This window comes from Streptomyces dangxiongensis (assembly GCF_003675325.1).
GTDB classification, from domain to species: domain Bacteria; phylum Actinomycetota; class Actinomycetes; order Streptomycetales; family Streptomycetaceae; genus Streptomyces; species Streptomyces dangxiongensis.
On sequence record NZ_CP033073.1, the window covers coordinates 2,458,694 to 2,475,969 of the forward strand.

At 72.2% G+C, this 17,276-nt stretch carries 10 protein-coding genes and 1 pseudogene; 5 read left to right on the forward strand and 6 right to left on the reverse strand.

Going from position 1 to position 17,276, the window contains the following annotated elements; genetic code table 11:
* Complete coding sequence (locus D9753_RS10820; RefSeq protein ID WP_121786815.1) at positions 1 to 2,619, reverse strand: glycosyltransferase family 1 protein; 2,619 nt, start codon at positions 2,617 to 2,619, stop codon at positions 1 to 3.
* A gap of 332 nt (positions 2,620 to 2,951) precedes the next feature.
* Here D9753_RS10820 and D9753_RS10825 point away from each other — a divergent pair, with 332 nt between their 5' ends.
* From D9753_RS10825 to glgB, 4 genes are all read left to right on the forward strand, one after another.
* Complete coding sequence (locus D9753_RS10825; protein ID WP_121786816.1) at positions 2,952 to 5,081, forward strand: alpha-1,4-glucan--maltose-1-phosphate maltosyltransferase; 2,130 nt, start codon at positions 2,952 to 2,954, stop codon at positions 5,079 to 5,081.
* Positions 5,078 to 6,796 carry a maltose alpha-D-glucosyltransferase gene (gene treS / locus D9753_RS10830; RefSeq protein WP_121786817.1) on the forward strand — a complete coding sequence of 573 codons (1,719 nt, stop codon included), beginning with the start codon at positions 5,078 to 5,080 and terminating at the stop codon, positions 6,794 to 6,796. Before D9753_RS10825 ends, treS begins: the two co-directional genes overlap by 4 nt.
* 103 nt (positions 6,797 to 6,899) lie before the next feature.
* On the forward strand, positions 6,900 to 8,285 hold the full coding sequence (locus tag D9753_RS10835; protein ID WP_205614116.1) for a maltokinase N-terminal cap-like domain-containing protein: 1,386 nt from the start codon (positions 6,900 to 6,902) through the stop codon (positions 8,283 to 8,285).
* 27 nt (positions 8,286 to 8,312) lie between these two features.
* Complete coding sequence (glgB, locus tag D9753_RS10840) at positions 8,313 to 10,625, forward strand: 1,4-alpha-glucan branching enzyme (protein WP_121786819.1); 2,313 nt, start codon at positions 8,313 to 8,315, stop codon at positions 10,623 to 10,625.
* 57 nt (positions 10,626 to 10,682) lie between these two features.
* Here the strand turns inward: glgB and D9753_RS10845 are convergent, their stop codons facing one another.
* The 5 genes and pseudogenes from D9753_RS10845 to D9753_RS10865 form a co-directional block, all read right to left on the reverse strand.
* Entirely contained in the window at positions 10,683 to 12,977 is a 2,295-nt protein-coding gene (locus D9753_RS10845; protein ID WP_121786820.1) for a HelD family protein, read from the reverse strand.
* Between the two features lie 120 nt (positions 12,978 to 13,097).
* Complete coding sequence (trxA, locus tag D9753_RS10850; protein ID WP_121791010.1) at positions 13,098 to 13,412, reverse strand: thioredoxin; 315 nt, start codon at positions 13,410 to 13,412, stop codon at positions 13,098 to 13,100.
* A gap of 14 nt (positions 13,413 to 13,426) precedes the next feature.
* Entirely contained in the window at positions 13,427 to 13,855 is a 429-nt protein-coding gene (locus D9753_RS10855; protein ID WP_121786821.1) for a MerR family transcriptional regulator, read from the reverse strand.
* Between the two features lie 29 nt (positions 13,856 to 13,884).
* Complete coding sequence (locus D9753_RS10860; RefSeq protein ID WP_121786822.1) at positions 13,885 to 14,655, reverse strand: DUF2127 domain-containing protein; 771 nt, start codon at positions 14,653 to 14,655, stop codon at positions 13,885 to 13,887.
* A 96-nt stretch (positions 14,656 to 14,751) separates the two neighbouring features.
* Positions 14,752 to 16,427, reverse strand: a pseudogene (locus tag D9753_RS10865) (MFS transporter).
* Between the two features lie 139 nt (positions 16,428 to 16,566).
* Between D9753_RS10865 and D9753_RS10870 the strand changes: the two are divergent.
* Entirely contained in the window at positions 16,567 to 17,181 is a 615-nt protein-coding gene (locus D9753_RS10870) for a TetR/AcrR family transcriptional regulator (RefSeq protein ID WP_121786823.1), read from the forward strand.
* Positions 17,182 to 17,276: the final 95 nt, after the last annotated feature.

The following is a 17,276-nucleotide window of genomic DNA, read 5'->3' on the forward strand; positions in this document are numbered from 1 at the left end:
TCACCGCAGCAGCACCCCCGCTCCCTCCACCACCTCCTGGGACGGCACGGCCACCAGGCCCGATTCCGCGGTGGAGGCGAGAAGGGGGTGGGCGGGCAGGATGCGGACCGTGTAGCCGTAGGGGCCGGTGCGGTCCAGGGAGAGCGGACCCTCGTACAGGAGGCGCCCTTCCAGGTCGGGGGCGCCGGCCGGCTTCAGCGGGACGACCGTGGCGTCGGTGATGCGGTCCTCCTCGTCCACCCGGCCGGACACCGCCTGCACCTCCACGTCGTCCGGGCCCAGCTCGCCCAGTTGCACCCGCACCCGCAGCCCGACGGCCGTGCCCAGTTCCGCGGTGGCCGTCGTCGCACTCGTCTCGACGTGGTCCACGGTCACCCCCGGCCACGCGGCCCGCACCCGGGCCTTCCAGCCGGCGAGGTCCCGGGCGGTGTCCGGAGCCAGTGTGCGGTGCGACTGCGCGGCGGGGGCGTAGAGCCGGTCGACGTACTCGCGGACCATGCGGCCGGCCAGCACCTTCGGGCCCAGCTCGGAGAGGGTCCGGCGGACCATCTCGATCCAGCGGTCGGGCAGTCCGGCCCGCCCGCGCTCGTAGAAACGCGGCGCGACCCGCTGTTCGAGCAGGTCGTACAGGGCCGCCGCCTCGATGTCGTCACGGTGGTCGGGGTCGGTGCAGGCGCCGTCCGCGGTGGGGATGGCCCAGCCGAAGTCCGGCTGGAACCACTCGTCCCACCAGCCGTCCAGCACGGAGAGGTTGAGGCAGCCGTTCAGCGCCGCCTTCATGCCCGAGGTGCCGCAGGCCTCCAGGGGGCGCAGGGGGTTGTTCAGCCAGACGTCACAGCCCGGGTAGAGCTTCTGGGCCATCGCCATGCCGTAGTCCGGGAGGAAGACGAGGCGGTGGCGGACCCGCGGGTCGTCGGCGAACCGCACCAGTTCCTGCACCAGGCGCTTGCCGCCGTCGTCCGCCGGGTGCGCCTTGCCCGCGACCACGATCTGCACCGGCCGCTCGGGGTGCAGCAGCAGCTCGGTGAGGCGGTCGCGGTCGCGCAGCATCAGCGTCAGCCGCTTGTACGACGGCACCCGGCGCGCGAACCCGATCGTGAGGACGTCCGGATCCAGGACCCCGTCGATCCAGCCCAGCTCGGCGTTCCCGGCGCCGCGCTGCCGCCAGGACGCCCGCAGCCGCTCCCGTACCTCCTGCACCAACTGTTCGCGCAGGGTGCGGCGCAGCTCCCAGACCTCCTGGTCGGGGATGTCCGCGACCGAGTCCCAGCGTTCGGAGCCGCCGACGCTCAACGCGTCCTCGGTCCGCTGGGCGCCGATCTGCCGGGCGCCGAGCCGCAGCACCTCGGGGGCCACCCAGGTCGGCGCGTGCACCCCGTTGGTCACGGAGGTGATCGGCACCTCCTCGGCGTCGAACCCCGGCCACAGCCCGGCGAACATCTCCCGGCTGACCTGCCCGTGCAGCAGCGAGACGCCGTTGGCCCGCTGGGCCAGCCGGAGTCCCATCACGGCCATGTTGAACAGGTTGGGCTCGCCGCCCGGGTAGGTCTCCATGCCCAGCGCCAGGATGCGCTGGAGGTCGATGCCGGGCAGTTCGGCGTCCGGGCCGAAGTGCCGGGCGAGCAGCTCCCGGTCGAAGCGGTCGATGCCGGCCGGGACCGGGGTGTGCGTGGTGAACACCGTCCCGCCGCGCACGGCCTCCAGCGCCGCGTCGAAGTCGAGTCCGGCGGCGCAGAGTTCGGCGATCCGTTCCAGTCCGAGGAGGCCGGCGTGGCCCTCGTTGGTGTGGAACACCTCCGGTTCCGGGTGCCCGGTCAGCCGGCAGTAGGTGCGTACGGCCCGCACACCTCCTATGCCCAGCAGCATCTCCTGGAGCAGCCGGTGCTCGCTGCCGCCGCCGTAGAGCCGGTCGGTGACCCCGCGTTCGCCGAGGTCGTTCTCCTCCACGTCGGAGTCGAGCAGCAGCAGCGGTACCCGGCCGACCTGCGCGAGCCAGACGCGGGCGTGCAGCGCGGTGCCGCCGGGCAGGGCGAGGGAGACCTGCGCCGGGGTGCCGTCGGGTTCCGTCAGCTGGGTGAGGGGCAGCTCGTTGGGGTCGAGGACGGGGTAGTGCTCCTGCTGCCAGCCGTCCCGGGAGAGGGTCTGCCGGAAGTACCCGTGCCGGTACAGCAGTCCGACCCCGATCAGCGGTACGCCGAGGTCGCTGGCCGCCTTGAGATGGTCGCCGGCCAGGATGCCGAGGCCGCCGGAGTACTGCGGGAGCGCGGCGGTGATGCCGAACTCCGGGGAGAAGTAGGCGACGGCCGCGGGCAGGCCGTCCGACTGGGCCTGGTACCAGCGGTCGCCGGTCAGGTAGTCGTCGAGGTCGTCCACGACCGCGGTGAGGCGGCGCAGGAACCGCCGGTCACCGGCCAGTTCGGTCAGCCGGGCCGGGCGCACGCTGCCCAGCAGCCGCACCGGGTCGCCTCCGGCGGCGGCCCACGCCGCGGAGTCGACGGACTGGAACAGGTCGCGCGTTTCCGCGTGCCAGGACCAGCGCAGATTGCGCGCCAGATCGCTCAGTGGCCGCAGGGGGTCGGGGAGAACGGGACGGACGGTGAACCGACGGATCGCCTTCACATTCACCTCGGGCGCGTTGCGGGGTGAGACGCACGGCACTGTGCGTCTCGTCGTCGCCTTCGACGGTAGTGGTTACCGCGCGGTCGGTGGGGACGTACCGGCTCGGTGTCGGGGGGCGTCAAGAGGCGGTCACCGGGCACTCGGAGAAAAGGGGGGCGGTCTTGTGTGTGGACGTTCTCGTGAGGAGTTGACAGAGTGCCGGGTTGGCCACCCGAACAGGGTGGGCAGGCTCCACCGGTACACGTCCCACAGGCGTCACGCGGCACCACCCGCAGGACCCACCTCCCCACACACATCCGCCCATACCCACGTTGACGCGGACAGGAGCGGTCATGCCCGCCAGGCACCACTCGTCAGCACCTTCGTCCACCAGCAAGTCCACGGGAGCAGCAAAGAAGACGACGGGCAGGAAGAACGCGGCCCCCGCCGGCGTGACCGGCGCCGGCCCGTCCGCCGGGGAGCGGCCCTCCCCCGCCGCGGCCACCACCCTGGGCCGCATCCCCGTCCTCGACGTGCGCCCCGTGGTCCAGCACGGCCGCAGGCCCGCGAAGGCCGTGACCGGGGAGTCGTTCGAGGTGTCGGCCACCGTGTTCCGCGAGGGCCACGACGCCGTCTCGGCGAACGTGGTACTGCGGGACCCGGCGGGCCGGGCCGGGCCCTGGACGCCGATGCGGGAACTCGCCCCGGGCACCGACCGCTGGGGCGCCACGGTCACCGCCGGCGAGCCGGGCCACTGGACCTACACGGTCGAGGCCTGGTCGGACCCGCTCGCCACCTGGCGGCACACCGCCCGGATCAAGATCCCGGCCGGCATCGACACCGGCCTGGTCCTGGCCGAGGGCGCCGAGCTGTACGAGCGGGCGGCGGCCGGGGTTCCGGCGGACCGGCGGCAGACCGTGCTGGACGCCGTCGCGGCCCTGCGGGACGAGGACCGCCCGGCCGCCTGGCGGCTCGCGGCGGCGTTGTCGCCGGAGGTGGAGGCGTTGCTGGGGCGGTATCCGCTGCGGGAGCTGGTCACCGCCTCGGACGCGATGCCGCTGCTGGTGGAGCGGGAACGGGCCCTGTACGGCTCCTGGTACGAGTTCTTCCCCCGTTCCGAGGGCACCGCCGAGCAGCCGCACGGCACGTTCCGCACGGCCGCGCGGCGCCTGGAGGCGATCGCGGACATGGGCTTCGACGTGGTCTACCTGCCCCCCGTCCACCCGATCGGCACGACGTTCCGCAAGGGCCCCGACAACACCCTCACCGCCGGCCCCGACGACGTCGGCGTGCCCTGGGCGATCGGTTCCCCCGAGGGCGGCCACGACGCCGTCCACCCGGCCCTGGGCACCCTGGAGGACTTCGGCCTCTTCGTCGCCCGCGCCCGGGAACTGGGCCTGGAGATCGCCCTGGACTTCGCGCTCCAGTGCTCCCCCGACCACCCCTGGGTGCACAAGCACCCCGAGTGGTTCCGCCACCGCCCCGACGGTTCCATCGCCTACGCCGAGAACCCGCCGAAGAAGTACCAGGACATCTACCCCGTCTCCTTCGACACCGACATGGACGGCCTCGTCACCGAGACGGTCCGTGTCCTGCGGCACTGGATGGACCACGGGGTGCGCATCTTCCGCGTGGACAACCCCCACACCAAGCCGGTGGTGTTCTGGGAACGGGTCATCGCGGAGATCAACCGCAAGGACCCCGACGTCATCTTCCTCGCGGAGGCGTTCACCCGCCCGGCGATGATGCACACCCTGGCCCAGATCGGCTTCCAGCAGTCCTACACCTACTTCACCTGGCGCAACAGCAAGCAGGAGCTGACGGAGTACCTCACCGAGCTGTCGGGTGAGGCGGCGGCCTACATGCGGCCCAACCTCTTCCCCAGCACCCCCGACATCCTGCACGCCTACCTCCAGCACGGCGGGCGCCCCGCCTTCGAGGTCCGCGCCGTCCTGGCCGCCACCCTCTCCCCCGCCTGGGGCGTCTACAGCGGCTACGAACTGTGCGAGAACACGCCGCTGCGCGAGGGCAGCGAGGAGTACCGGCACTCCGAGAAGTACCAGCTCCGCCCCCGCGACTGGGAGGCCGCCGCCCGCGAGGGCCGCACCATCGCCCCCCTCATCACCCGCCTCAACACCGTCCGACGACAGAGCCCGGCCCTGCGGCAGCTCCGTGACCTGCACTTCCACCACGTCGACAAGGATGCGGTGATCGCCTACTCGAAGCGGAGCGGATCGAACACGGTTCTGGTGGTCGCCAACCTCGACCCCCACGACACCCAGGAGGCCACGGTCTCGTTGGACATGCCGCAACTCGGCCTGGACCGGCACGAGTCCGTGCCGGTGCGCGACGAGCTGACCGGCGAGACCTACCACTGGGGCAGGACCAACTACGTGCGTCTGGAGCCGGGTCACCGGCCCGCGCACGTCTTCACCGTCCTGCGACCGTCCACCCCGCCGATCGGAGGGTCAGCCACCATATGAGCGTCAACGAGCCCGTTCTCGACACCTTCGAGGACACTCCCGCCAAGGACCGGGACCCCGAGTGGTTCAAACGCGCCGTCTTCTACGAGGTGCTGGTCCGCTCCTTCCAGGACAGCAACGGCGACGGCGTCGGCGACCTGAAGGGGCTGACCGCCAAGCTCGACTACCTCCAGTGGCTCGGCGTGGACTGCCTGTGGCTGCCGCCGTTCTTCAAGTCACCTCTGCGGGACGGCGGTTACGACGTCTCCGACTACACCGCCGTGCTGCCGGAGTTCGGTGACCTCGCCGACTTCGTGGAGTTCGTGGACGCCGCCCACCAGCGCGGCATGCGGGTCATCATCGACTTCGTCATGAACCACACCAGTGACCAGCACCCGTGGTTCCAGGAGTCGAGGCGGGACCCGGACGGTCCGTACGGCGACTACTACGTCTGGGCCGACGACGACAAGCAGTACCAGGACGCCCGCGTCATCTTCGTCGACACCGAGGCCTCCAACTGGACGTACGACCCCGTACGCAAGCAGTACTACTGGCACCGCTTCTTCTCGCACCAGCCGGACCTCAACTACGAGAACCCGGCCGTGCAGGAGGAGATGATCTCCGCGCTGAAGTTCTGGCTCGACCTCGGCATCGACGGACTCCGGCTGGACGCCGTGCCGTACCTGTACCAGCAGGAGGGCACCAACTGCGAGAACCTGCCGGCCACCCACGCGTTCCTGCGACGGGTGCGCAAGGAGATCGACGAGCAGTACGCCGACAAGGTGCTCCTCGCCGAGGCCAACCAGTGGCCCGAGGACGTCGTCGACTACTTCGGCGACTACCGGGCCGGCGGCGACGAGTGCCACATGGCGTTCCACTTCCCGGTCATGCCGCGCATCTTCATGGCCGTGCGCCGTGAGTCGCGCTACCCGGTCTCCGAGATCCTCGCCAAGACGCCCGCGATCCCCTCCGGCTGCCAGTGGGGCATCTTCCTGCGCAACCACGACGAGCTGACCCTGGAGATGGTCACCGACGAGGAACGCGACTACATGTGGGCCGAGTACGCCAAGGATCCGCGGATGCGCGCCAACATCGGCATCCGCCGGCGCCTCGCGCCCCTGCTCGACAACGACCGCAACCAGATCGAGCTGTTCACCGCCCTGCTGCTGTCCCTGCCCGGCTCGCCGATCCTCTACTACGGCGACGAGATCGGCATGGGCGACAACATCTGGCTCGGTGACCGCGACGCGGTCCGCACCCCCATGCAGTGGACCCCGGACCGCAACGCCGGCTTCTCCTCCTGCGACCCCGGCCGGCTCTTCCTCCCCGCGATCATGGACCCGGTCCACGGCTACCAGGTCACCAACGTCGAGGCCTCCATGGCCTCTCCGTCCAGCCTGCTGCACTGGACCCGCCGCATGATCGAGATCCGCAAGCAGAACCCCGCCTTCGGCCTGGGGTCCTACACCGAACTGCCGTCGTCGAACCCGGCGGTGCTCGCCTTCCTGCGCGAGGCGCCCCTGTCGGAGGAGGAGGGGGACGACCTCGTGCTGTGCGTCCACAACTTCTCCCGTTTCGCCCAGCCCACGGAGCTGGACCTGAGCCGGTACGAAGGGCGGCACCCCGTCGAGCTGTTCGGCGGGGTCCGGTTCCCGGCGATCGGCGAACTGCCGTACCTGCTCACCCTCGCGGGCCACGGCTTCTACTGGTTCCGGCTGCGCCGGGACGCCGCGTAGTGCGGCCGGCCCGGCCCGGGTGGGGAGACGGCGCGTTTCCACCGCCCCACCCGGGGCACGCAGTAGTAACACCCCGACGACCCGGGGAAAGGACGTGACGCCCATGGCGGAAACGGTCACCCTCTCTGACACCACCAGTTCCCTCCTCACCTCGCTCGACCCCCTGCTGCGTACCTGGCTGCCGCGGCAGCGCTGGTTCGCCGGCAAGGGACGCCCGGTCACGGGCTTCACCGCTGTCGCCGTCACCGAACTCCTGCGGCCCGACGGCCGGCTGGGCCTGTACCACCTGCTCCTGCGCGTCCACCAGCCGTCCGCGCCGGGCGCGCCGCCGCACCCCGGCGACTGCTACCAGCTCCTCATAGGCGTGCGCGAGGCGCTGCCGCCCCGGCTGGCGCCCGCGCTGATCGGACACGTGGAGGAGGGCCCGCTCGCCGGACGCACGGTGTACGAGGCCCTCTACGACGCCCGGCCCGCCGAGGTGCTGCTGGAGGCCCTGCGCACCCAGGCCCGCGTCGGCGGGCTGCGTTTCGAGCGGGATCCGCAGCAGGAGATCCGGACAGGCCTGGTGGCCCGGATGATGACCGCCGAGCAGTCCAACTCGTCGGTCGTCTACGGAGATACGTTTATTCTCAAGCTGCTGCGCCGGGTCGTGCCCGGCGTCAACCCCGATCTGGAGATCCCGCTCGCCCTGGCCCGCGCGGGCTGCCCCCGGGTGCCCGCGCCGACCGCGTGGCTGCACGCCGACGTGGACACGGACGCATACGTCCTGGCCGTGCTCCAGCCGTACGTGAGCGGCGCCGCCGACGGCTGGGACCTGGCGCTGCGCGAGCTGGCCAAGGGCGAGGACTTCACCGCCGAGGCACGGGCACTGGGCCGGGCCACCGCCGAGGTGCACACCGCGCTCGCCCGCGCCCTGCCGACGGTCACCCTCGGCCACACCCAGCTCCAGTCGCTGGTGGACGGCATGAAGGAGCGGCTGACGGAGGCCGTGCAGGCGGTGCCGGCGCTGCGGCCGTACGAGCGCGGACTGTGCTCGGCCTACGAGGCGCTGGCCGACCTGGCGGCCGAGGGCCGTACCTGGACCGCCCAGCGCGTCCACGGCGATCTGCACCTCGGGCAGTGCCTGCGCTCGCCGGCCGGCGAGTGGTCGCTGATCGACTTCGAGGGCGAACCGGCCCGGCCGCTGGCCGAACGGCGCATGCCGCAGCCGCCGGTGCGGGACATCGCGGGCATGCTCCGCTCCTTCGACTACGCGGCCCACTCGGCGAACGTGCCCGACCCGGACTGGGCGCACGCCTGCCGGGCCGCCTACTGCTCCGGGTACGCGGAGGTGACCGGCCTCGACCCGCGCACCGATCCGGTGCTGCTGCGGGCCTACGAGACCGACAAGGCGGTGTACGAGGTCGTCTACGAGGCCCGGCACCGGCCCGACTGGCTCCCCGTACCCCTGTCGGCGATCCGTCGCCTCGCCGCGTCCGACCCGACCTGACCCGATTCTCGCCCGGGAGACCCGCTCGTGACGTCCAAGAAGTCGGCCACGCCGAAGAACGCGAAGAACAAGTCCGGCAGGAGCAGGGCCGCGAAGGGGCCCAAGGAGACGCGGGTGCCCCCGCAGGCACCGGCGTCCGTGCTGGAGGCCGCCGTCTCCCCGGCCGTGGACGCCGGTGACCGCGAGCGGCTGCTGCACGGCACCCACCACGCCCCGCACTCCGTGCTGGGGGCGCATCCGGTGCCGGGCGGGATCGCCTTCCGTGCCTTCCGCCCGTACGCGCGGGCGGTCACCGTGGTCTCGGACGGGCTGCGGGCGGAGCTGCACGACGACGGCGACGGCTTCTTCTCCGGTCTGGTGCCGCTCGCGGAGGTCCCGGAGTACCGGCTGCTGGTGACGTACGACGGCACGGTCCAGGAGGCCGAGGACGCCTACCGCTTCCTGCCCACGCTCGGCGAGCTCGACCTGCACCTGATCGGCGAGGGCCGGCACGAGCAGCTATGGCAGGCGCTCGGCGCGCACGTCACCACCCACCAGGGGGTCAGCGGCACCCGGTTCGCGGTGTGGGCGCCGAACGCGCTCGGCGTGCGGGTCACGGGCAGCTTCAACTTCTGGGACGGCACCGGGTTCCCGATGCGTTCGCTCGGCGGCACCGGGGTCTGGGAACTGTTCGTGCCGGGGATCGGCGAGGGCGAGCTGTACAAGTTCGAGATCACCCGCCCGGACGGCTCGCGCACCCTGCGCGCCGACCCGCTGGCCCGCCGTACCGAGGCGCCGCCCGCCACCTCCTCGGTCGTGCACGCCTCGCACCACGAGTGGGGCGACGCTCAGTGGATGGCCCACCGGGCGGACACCCCGGTCCACGAGGCGCCCTTCTCCGTCTACGAGGTGCATCTGCCGTCCTGGCGGCCGGGCCTGACCTACCGCCAGCTCGCCGAGCAACTGCCGGCGTACCTGTCCGAGACGGGCTTCACGCACGTCGAGCTGATGCCGGTCGCCGAGCATCCCTTCGGCGGCTCCTGGGGCTACCAGGTCACCGGGTTCTACGCGCCGACGGCCCGGCTGGGCACCCCGGACGACTTCAAGTACCTGGTGGACCGGCTGCACCAGGCCGGCATCGGGGTCCTGATGGACTGGGTGCCCGCGCACTTCCCCCGGGACGAGTGGGCGCTGGCCGCCTTCGACGGGCGCCCGCTGTACGAGCACCACGACCCGCGCCGGGCCGCCCATCCCGACTGGGGCACGCTGGAGTTCGACTTCGGCCGGCGCGAGGTGCGCAACTTCCTGGTGGCGAACGCGGTCTACTGGTGCGAGGAGTTCCACATCGACGGGCTGCGCGTGGACGCGGTCGCCTCGATGCTCTACCTGGACTACTCGCGCGAGCCGGGCCAGTGGGAGCCGAACGAGCACGGCGGCCGGGAGGACCTGGACGCGGTGGCCTTCCTCCAGGAGATGAACGCCACCGTGTACCGGCGCTGCCCGGGCGTGGTGACCATCGCCGAGGAGTCCACGGCCTGGGACGGCGTCACCCGCCCCACCCACCTCACGGGCCCGAGCGGTTTCGCCGGGCTCGGTTTCGGCCTGAAGTGGAACATGGGCTGGATGCACGACTCGCTGGCGTACATGAGCCACGACCCCGTGCACCGCAGGCACCACCACCACGAGATGACGTTCTCGATGGTGTACGCCTACAGCGAGAACTACGTCCTGCCCATCTCCCACGACGAGGTGGTGCACGGCAAGGGGTCCCTGGTGTCGAAGATGCCGGGCGACTGGTGGCAGCGGCGCGCCGGCCACCGCGCCTACCTCGGCTTCATGTGGGCCCACCCGGGCAAGCAACTGCTGTTCATGGGGCAGGAGTTCGCGCAGGGCGCCGAGTGGTCCGAGGTGCACGGCCCTGACTGGTGGCTGCTCGACCCGTCCTACGGCGCGGAGGCCGAGCACCGGGGCGTACGGGACCTCGTGGCGGACCTCAACGCGCGGTACCGGGCGACTCCGGCACTGTGGCAGCGCGACACCGACCCGGCGGGCTTCGCATGGGTCACCGGTGACGCGGCGGACGACAACGTCTTCGCGTTCCTGCGGTACGACGCCGACGGCAACCCGCTCCTCGCCATCACCCATCTGGCCCCGGTGGTCCGTCCCGACTACCGGATCGGGGTCCCGGAGGAGGTGCCGGCGTGGGTGGAGGTGCTGAACACCGACGCGGCCCGCTACGGCGGCGGCGACGTCACCACCCCGGACGCCGTCAAGCCCGAGGCACACCCCTGGCACGGCCGGCCGGCGAGCATCCGCCTGACGCTGCCCCCGCTCGCGACGGTGTGGCTGCGCCCCGCCTGACCGTGCGCGGGACGGCGCTCACGGGCCCTGGGGCGGCGCGCCCCCGGGCCCGCCGCGTCACTCCCCGTCGGTCAGGCCCGGCGGCAGCGAACCCGTGTGCAGCACGCCGAGCCGCTGGGTGGCCCGGGTCAGGGCCACGTACAGATCGCTCGTGCCGTAGGCGGCCGGCTCCACCACCAGGACCGAGTCGAACTCCAGCCCCTTGGCCTGGCGCGGGTCGAGCAGGACGGTCCCGCGCGTCAGGTCGGGCTCCGCGCCGGCCGTGACCCCGTCCAGCCGGGCGGCCAGGGAGCGGTGCAGCGCGCGCGGGGCGATCACCGCGAGCCGGCCCTCGGCGGGCGTGAGGTCGGCGACCGCCCGGGCGACCGCGCCGGGCAGGTCACCGGTGGCCCGCCGCACCCAGGGCCGTACCCCGGTCGACCGGACCGAGCTGGGCGGCTCGAAGCCGGGTTCCCGGGCGCGGACCACGGCCGCGGCCAGGTCCATGATCTCGGCCGGGGTTCGGTAGTTGACGCCGAGCCGGGTGTGCTCCCAGCGGTCCTCGACATAGGGGGCGAGGATGTCCGCCCAGGATCCGACGCCGGCCGCCTCCGCGGTCTGGGCCGGGTCGCCGACCAGGGTCATCGAGCGGGTCGGGCTGCGCCGCATCAGCAGCCGCCAGGCCATCGGCGACAGCTCCTGCGCCTCGTCCACGATGATGTGCCCGAACGCCCAGGTGCGGTCGGCGGCGGCCCGCTCGGCGGCGCTGCGGTGGTCCGTCTCCTCCTGCCGCTCGGCGAACCGCGCGGCGTCGATGATGTCGTGCGCCGACAGCACCTCGGAGGCCTCGGGGTCGCTGTCCTCCTTGTCCTCGAACTCGTAGGTCCGCGAGGCGTACGAGACGTCCAGCACGCCCTGCGCGTAGGCGATCCGGGTCTCGCGCTCGCGGTCCGCCCGCGCCCGCACCAGCCGGTCGTCCTCGCCGAGGAGTTCGGCCGCCTCGTCCAGCAGCGGGACGTCGGCGACGGTCCAGGCGCGGGTCACCGGGCGGCGGACCGCGTCCGCGTCCTCCTTCGAGAGGTGGCCGTCCGGTTCCGCGAGGAAGTCGGCGAGCAGGCGCTGCGGGGTGATCCGGGGCCAGAGCCGGTCGACGGCGGACCGGACGCCGGGGTTCTCGGCGAGTTCGTCGCGGATCTGGGTGATGTCGGAGGCGTCGAGCAGACTGCTGCCGTCGTAGGGGTCGGTGCCCACGCGTTCGGCGTACAGCTCGGTGAGGGTGTTGAGGATGTGGCCCTCGAAGTACTCGCGGGCCGCGTTGTGCGGCACTTTCGCGGCGCGGGTCCGTTCCCGGGCGACGCTCACCAGGCCGTCGTCCAGCATCAGCACCTCGCGGTCGTGCTCGATCGCGAGGACCGGGTCGGGCAGCGTCTGCCGGTCGCGTACGACGGCGGCGAGCACGTCGGCCATGTCCGCGCGGCCCTTCACCGCCGCCGCCTCGGGCGTGTCGGTGGCGGTGGCCCGCACGCCGGGATACAGCTCGCCGACCGTGGCCAGCAGCACCCCGGTCTCGCCGAGGGAGGGCAGCACCTCGCCGATGTAGCCGAGGAAGGCCGGGTTGGGGCCGACGATGAGCACGGCCCGGCGGGCGAGCAGTTCCCGGTACTCGTAGAGCAGGTAGGCCGCACGGTGCAGGGCGACCGCGGTCTTGCCGGTGCCGGGGCCGCCCTCCACCACCAGCACGCCGCGGTGGGGTGCCCGGATGATCTCGTCCTGCTCGGCCTGGATGGTCCGCACGATGTCGCTCATCCGGCCGGTGCGGGCCGAGTTCAGCGCGGCGAGCAGGACGGCGTCGCCGGTGGGGTCCTCGTGACCGGTGCGGGTGGCGTCGCCCAGGTCCAGGATCTCGTCGTGCAGGGAGGTCACGGTCCGGTCCTCGGTGGCGATGTGCCGGCGGCGGCGCAGGCCCATCGGGGTGTGGCCGGTGGCCAGGTAGAAGGAGCGGGCGACGTCGGCGCGCCAGTCGACGAGGACGGGGGTGCGTTCGGCGTCGTCCTCGCGCAGCCCGATCCGCCCGATGTGGTGTCTGGTGCCGTCGGTCAGGTCGATCCGGCCGAAGCAGAGCGAGCCGTCCACGGCGTTCAGCGCGGCGAGGAGTCCCGAGCGCTCGGCGACCAGGATGTCCCGCTCCAGCCGGGCCTGCATGGGCTTGTCGCCCTGGGCGAGCGCGTCGGTCACGGAGGTCTCGGCCTCGCCGAGCAGCACGTCCACGCGTGCGTACAGTCCGTCGATGAATTCCTGCTCGTTCCGCAATTCATCGTCCGGAAATTCACTGTTCGACAGATCCGCGTTTGACAATTCCGCTCCCGCCCGCATATACTGTGCTCACTGGACTTCTCCACGACTTTCCTCATGGAAGTCGTGAACCACTGAATATACGCAGAGAAATCCCCCGAACGCAATTGCTCGGGGGATTTCTCGCGTTCCGGGGCGGTTCTACAGCGCGTCCGCCAGGTCCGCCAGCAGCCGGCGCTTGGGCCGCGCTCCCACGATCGAGCGCACCGGCTCGCCGTCGCGGAAGAGCAGGAGGGTGGGCGTGGCCATCACGCCGTAGGAGATCGTCGTCCGCGGATTGCGGTCCACGTCGATCTGGACGACCTTCAGCCGGTCGCCCTCCTCGAACGCGATGTCCTTCAGCACCGGCGCGAGCTGCCGGCACGGCCCGCACCACTCGGCCGTGAACTGCACCAGCACCGGCAGGTCCGAGCCGATCACCTCCGCCTCGAAATCGGCGTCCGTCACTTCTGTCAGTCCGCTCACCAAGCTCACCGCGTCAGCCCTCCCAGTTCGCACACGGGTTCCGGACCCCCCGGAACCAGCGCCTCGGCGGCCAGCTCGTCCCGGGCCCGCTCGGCCCGCTCCAGTTGCCCGGCGACCGTCTCCCGCACCGCCGTCAGCTCCCCGATGAGCGTGTCCAGCTCGGCCAGCTTGCGCCGGTAGACCATGAGCGAGGCCGGGCAGGAGTCGCCGTCCGGGTGCCCGGCCCGCAGGCAGTCCACGAACGGCCGCGTCTCCTCCAGGTCGAACCCGAAGTCCTGGAGGGTGCGGATCTGCCGGAGCAGCCTGAGGTCGCCCTCGTCGTACGTGCGGTGTCCCTTGCCGTCGCGCCGGGCCGGCAGCAGCCCCCGCGCCTCGTAGTAGCGCAGGGTGCGTGTCGTGGTCCCGGCCCGCGCGGCCAGCTCGCCGATTCGCATGTCCACGACGGTACGGGTTGACGTCGGCGTCAAGGCAAGGCGGGAACCCCCGCCGATTCCGCCACCTCCATGAGGGAGGCGCTGTGCCGCTCCTCCTCGAACCGGCGGCGTCCGCCGCGCAGGCCGAACAGGCGCTTGGTCAGCGCGATGTAGAGGACGGCGAGGATGTTGAGGACGAGCGTGGCGATCTTCACCCCGCTGACGTGCTCGGTGAGTTCGTAGATCTCCAGCGGCAGGAACGCGGCCGTCGCGACCACCGTCAGGTATTCCGCCCAGCGCTTGGCGTACCACAGGCCGACCGCCTCGATCAGTTCGATCAACGCGTAGGCCAGCAGCAGCGCGGCCACCAGCACCAGCGTGGAGTGCCGGTAGCCGAAGACCTTCTGGACGGAGCCGACGACCGGTGAGTGGTCGAGGTCGTAGTGGAAGTGCCGGAAGACCGGGCGGAAGACGTCCAGGTACTCGTCGAAGAGCCGGCGCACCGCGTCCCTGCTGTTGCTGAACCTCCAGACCGCGACCGCGACCAGCACGATGAACACCCCGCGCACGGCCCGCTCGACCGCCAGGAAGCGCAGGACGAACAGGTCCCGCAGCACCTTCCCGCGCGGCACCAGCGGCGCGTCGCCGGCCGGCCCGGAGCCGTGCGGCTCGCCGAGCGCGAAGTCACCGCAGCGCAGACAGCGCCAAGCGTCCCCGAGCGCGGTCCGGACGTGCAGCCGTACCCGCAGCCGGGGATCGTCGGGCGCGTAGGTCACATGCCCCTTGCGCGCACAGGTCCGCCGGTCCCAGTCGATCTTCATTCACGTGCCTCCATACGCGTACAGACGCTACGCGCGCACGTGCCGTTCCGGTGGATCCGGAACGGCACGTGCGCGCGCGACGGGGGCGGGAGGCGGTCAGCCGGCCTGGCTGTCCGCCAGTTCCCGCTCCTCGGTCTCCGTCTCGGGTGCGGCGGACTCGCGCCGGGGCAGCAGGACGGCCACCAGGACCGTGCCGACGCCGAGGATCACCGCGCCGACCAGGCTGGTGCGGGCGACCGCGTCGGAGAAGGACGAGCCCACCGCGTCCGCCATCTGCCGGGCGCCGGAGGCCAGCTCGGCGGCCTGCTGCTTGAGCTGCGCGGCCTGCTGCGGGTCCTTCGCGCCCGCCGCCCGCTCGGCCAGCCGGTGCGCCTTGTCGCCGATGCCCTGCGCGACGGCGTACCCGGCGCCGACCGAGTCCCGCGCGGTGTCCAGGGCGCTCGCCGGGAGCTTGCTGCCGGCGGTGGCGTCGGAGAGGTGGTCGCCGTACGAGGTGGCGAGCAGCGAGCCGAGGAGGGCGATGCCGAGCGAGCCGCCCAGCTCCAGCGAGGTGTCGTTGACGGCGCCGCCGACGCCCAGCTCGGACTCCGGGAACGCGCCCATGATGGCGTCGGTGCAGGGCGAGAGCGCGAGACCGATGGCCAGACCCAGGATGATCAGGGGGGCCACGAAGTCGCCGTACCCGGAGCCCGCGTCCACGCGGGTCAGCAGGGCGAGGGCGGTCGTGCCGCCGACCATGCCCGCACTGACGGTCCACTTCATGCCGACCCGCGGGGTGAGCCAGCCGGTCAGGGCGGAGCCGACGAAGACGGCGCCGGCCAGCGGCAGCATACGCACACCGGTCTGCAGGGCGTCGTAGCCGAGGACGAACTGGAGGTGCTGGGTGAGGTAGTAGAAGGCGCCGAAGACGGCCAGGAAGAACAGGGCGACGGCGAGGTTGGAGCCGGCGAACCGGCGGCCGGCGAACCGGCGCACGTCCAGGATGGGGCGCGGGTGCCGCAGCTCCCACAGGACGAAGGCGAGCAGGCCGACGCCCGCGAGCACCGCCGCCCCGACGGCCTTGGCGTGCCAGCCGAAGTGCGGACCCTCGATGATCATGTAGACGAGGGCGCCGGTCCAGAGCACCGAGAGCAGTCCGCCGACGTAGTCGATGCGGTCGTGGTGACCGGCCTTGGACGGCGGGACGACGACGAGGGCGCCGACGACGGCCACGGCCGCGATGGGCACGTTGATCAGGAAGGTCGAGGACCAGCCGTGGTCGCGCAGCAGGGCACCGGCGACGACCGGGCCGGCGGCGATGGCGAGCCCGGCGGTGGCGGTCCACAGGGTGATCGCCTTCGCCCGCTCGGCGCGCGGGAAGGTGGCGGCGAGCAGCGAGAGCGTGGCCGGCATGATGAGGGCCGCGCCGACGCCCATCACGGCGCGGGCCGCGATGACGGTCGTCGAGCTGTCGGCGAGGTAGCCGAAGACGGCGCCGCCCGCCGAAGACGACCAGCCCGAGGACGAGCGCCCCGCGCCGGCTGTACTTGTCGCCGATCGCGCCGAGCAGCAGCATCAGCGCCGCGTAGGGGACGGTGTAGCCGTCGATGACCCACTGGAGGTCGGCGCTAGAGAGCCCGAGGTCCTGGGTCATGTCGGGCGCGGCGACCGTGAGCGCGGTGTTCGCCATCACGATGATCAGCAGGCTGAGGCACAGCACCAGCAGCGCCCACCAGCGCCGGGGCGTAGGGGCGCTCCGTCGTGTCGACCGGTTCGGTCATGACGAGTCGCATGGCAGGGGGTCTCCTTTCCGGAGCGGCGACGGACGTGCGCATCGGGGTTGGCACGATTTGCACAGTGGCGTGCAATTGCACAACCATGTGCAATGTACGTGGTTGCACAGCGCCGTGCAAGTCGAGCCGGGGAGGCAGAATGACCGCCATGACCACGGGTAACACCAGCCGCGCCGACGCCAACCGACGCCGCATCCTCGACGTCGCCCTCACCGAGCTGCTGCGCGATCCCGACGCCTCCATGGACCAGATCGCACGCGCCGCGGGGGTCGTACGTCGCACGGTGTACGGCCACTTCCCCAACCGGGAGGCACTCATCAGCACCCTCGTGGACGGAGCCGTGGAGGCCCTCGCGGAAGCCGACTCGCACGCCCGCGCCGGAGTGGCCGACCCGGCGGAGGCGGTGGCCCGCTCGGTGCTCGCCCTGTGGCCGGTGGCCGACCGCTACCGGCTGCTGATCGCCCTGGCCCAGCGGACGGTCACCGTGCAGGGCATCCGCGAACGCCTCGCGCCCGTGCGCGACGACAAGATCCGCCTCCTCCAGCGCGGACTGGACGAGGGCGTGTTCGTCTCCCCGCTGCCCGCGCCGGCCCTCGCCTACGTGGTGGAGCAGATGCTGTTCGCGGTGACGGAGGCGGTGAACGACGGCCTCCTGGCAGCACAGGAGGCGGGCCGCGCCGCCACGGTCGCCGTGCTGACCGCGGCGGGCGTACCCGCCTCACGGGCCACCGAGCTGGTGGCCGAGGTGTCGTAGCGCAAGAGGAAAGGGCGCGGGGGCGCCGGGAGGAACGGGAGCCGGGCGGCCGAGGTACGGGGGAGACTCGGCCGCCCGGCGGCGGTGACCGGACG